This window comes from Polaromonas sp. P3_C2 (genome assembly GCF_056402675.1).
Genome location: NZ_JBFUGX010000726.1, coordinates 1 through 1,913, shown reverse-complemented (window position 1 = coordinate 1,913; position 1,913 = coordinate 1). Strand labels below are relative to the sequence as shown.

The following is a 1,913-nucleotide window of genomic DNA, read 5'->3' as shown; positions in this document are numbered from 1 at the left end:
ATTTCTTGCCGGTCGATGGATGGCAGCGTAAGGCGGACCTGTTGGCCGCGTTTTCGACAATGGACCGTGGAAGCAGCGAGATGCCGACCTCTGCGGCAACACAGCCCAGGATGCCTTCCAGTGTGCCCATTTCAAGCCGGGTGTACCTGGGCCAGCCGCGCTCGCTCAGAAGCTGTTCGAACCGCTGGCGATAAGAGCAGCCGGTCTTGAACATGATCGCCGCCGCGCCGTTTTCCAGGCGCCTGCCGAGCTCACTGGGGCGCACCCAGYTGGCAGACGAGACGAGCACCAGTTCTTCTTCGAACGCGACCAGGCTGACCAGCGCATGGTTGTTGAGCGGGCCGGCGATGAACGCGCCGTCCAGGCGCCGCGTGAGCACGGCCTCGATCAGCGTCGCGGTCGGGCCGGTTTCCAGCGAGATGGCCACCTGCGGAAGCACGCGGCGGTATGCGGCAAGCAGCGAGGGCAGCCGGACCGCAGCGGTGGTCTCCATTGAGCCGATTGTTAGGACAGCTGGAGCGTCTTCCTCTCCTTTGGCCGCGGCCTGCGCTTCATCCATCAGCGCCACGATGCGGTTGGCATAGGGCAGCAGCCGCTGGCCTGCCCGCGTCAGTTCCATGCCCCGGCTATGGCGCTTGAAAAGCGCCAGGCCCAACTCCGATTCCAGCATCCGGATGCGCTGGGTGATGTTGGATTGCACGGTGTGCAGCGTTTGCGCGGCAGAGGTAATGCCGCCCTGGCTGGCGACGGCGGCAAACGTTTTCAGGCCCAGAACATTCATGGTCAACCCATCGCTAAAAGAGAACGGAGGGATCACAACAAATCGTTTTTACCGAGACATCATATTGGATACAGTTTGTTTCACCTAGCAACATCTGTGGCAACGCAAAGGGCCTGACGAATGAACCAGCTCTTCAGTGATTTGCATGACGGCGGGGCCATCGCGGGCATTTTTTCGGAGCGGAATTTTGTCGACCGCTGCCTTCGTTTCGAGCGTGAACTTGCCGCCGTGCAGGCTGAACTGGGTGTGATTCCTCAGGATGCGGCTGATGAAATCTGTCGCGTTGCCCACGTCGAAAACATTGATTTTGCGCAACTCAGGCAGAAGACACGCATGGTCGGCCTGCCCATGGTGGGGCTGGTGAACCAGGTGGTCAAGCTGTGCCGCGGTGACCTGGGCCAGTATGTCCACTATGGCGCAACGACCCAGGACGTGATGGATTGCGCACTGGCGCTTCAGATGCAGGAAGCATTCGCACTGATCGGCGATTCGCTGGCGCAATTTTCGGGGGCGCTGGGCGCATTGGCCACGGCCCACCAGCGCACCATCCAGGCCGGACGGACCAATCAGCAGCATGCGTTGCCCGTCACGTTCGGCTTCAAGGCTGCGGTCTGGAATTCGGGCGTGCTGCGGCAGATGGACCGGCTTGCAGAGGCTGTGCCGCGCGTGGCGACCGGGCAGCTGGGTGGCGCCGTGGGCACGCTGGCTTCGTTCTCCGGCGCGGGGCATGAAACACGCCGGCGCCTGATGCAAAAGCTGGGGTTGAATGAACCGGATGTTGCGTGGCATTGCATGCGTGACGGCCCGGCCGAGGCGGTGCTTCTTTTGTCGCAGATCGCTGCGACGCTCGGAAAGATCGGCCGGGACCTGCTGATGCTTTCCAGCACGGAAGTCGGTGAAGTGGCTTTTGCCGCTGGCAGGGGCGCCAGCAGCACCATGCCGCAGAAAAACAATCCGGYCGCGGCGTCGTCCGTCGTCGCCCTGTCGAGAATGCTGTTCCACACGGCTCCGATGATGCTGGACGCGGCGCTCGTGGAGAACGAAAGGTCGCTGGACGCCTGGTATGTCGAGCTGCATGCAGTGCCGCTGTGCTTCTCCCTGATGGGAGCCCTTCTGGCACAGGCCACGACCA

Annotated in this window: 2 protein-coding genes; one reads left to right on the top strand and one right to left on the bottom strand. The window is 62.4% G+C overall.

Annotated features, from left to right (window positions below; all coding sequences use genetic code 11):
• On the bottom strand, positions 1–781 hold a 781-nt coding region (locus AC1DWI_RS21230; RefSeq protein ID WP_477725684.1), incomplete at its 3' end, for a LysR substrate-binding domain-containing protein.
• Between the two features lie 120 nt (positions 782–901).
• On the opposite strand from AC1DWI_RS21230, the gene AC1DWI_RS21225 reads away from it, so the two are divergent.
• Positions 902–1,913: lyase family protein (locus tag AC1DWI_RS21225; protein ID WP_477725683.1), on the top strand; the 1,012-nt coding region annotated here is incomplete at its 3' end.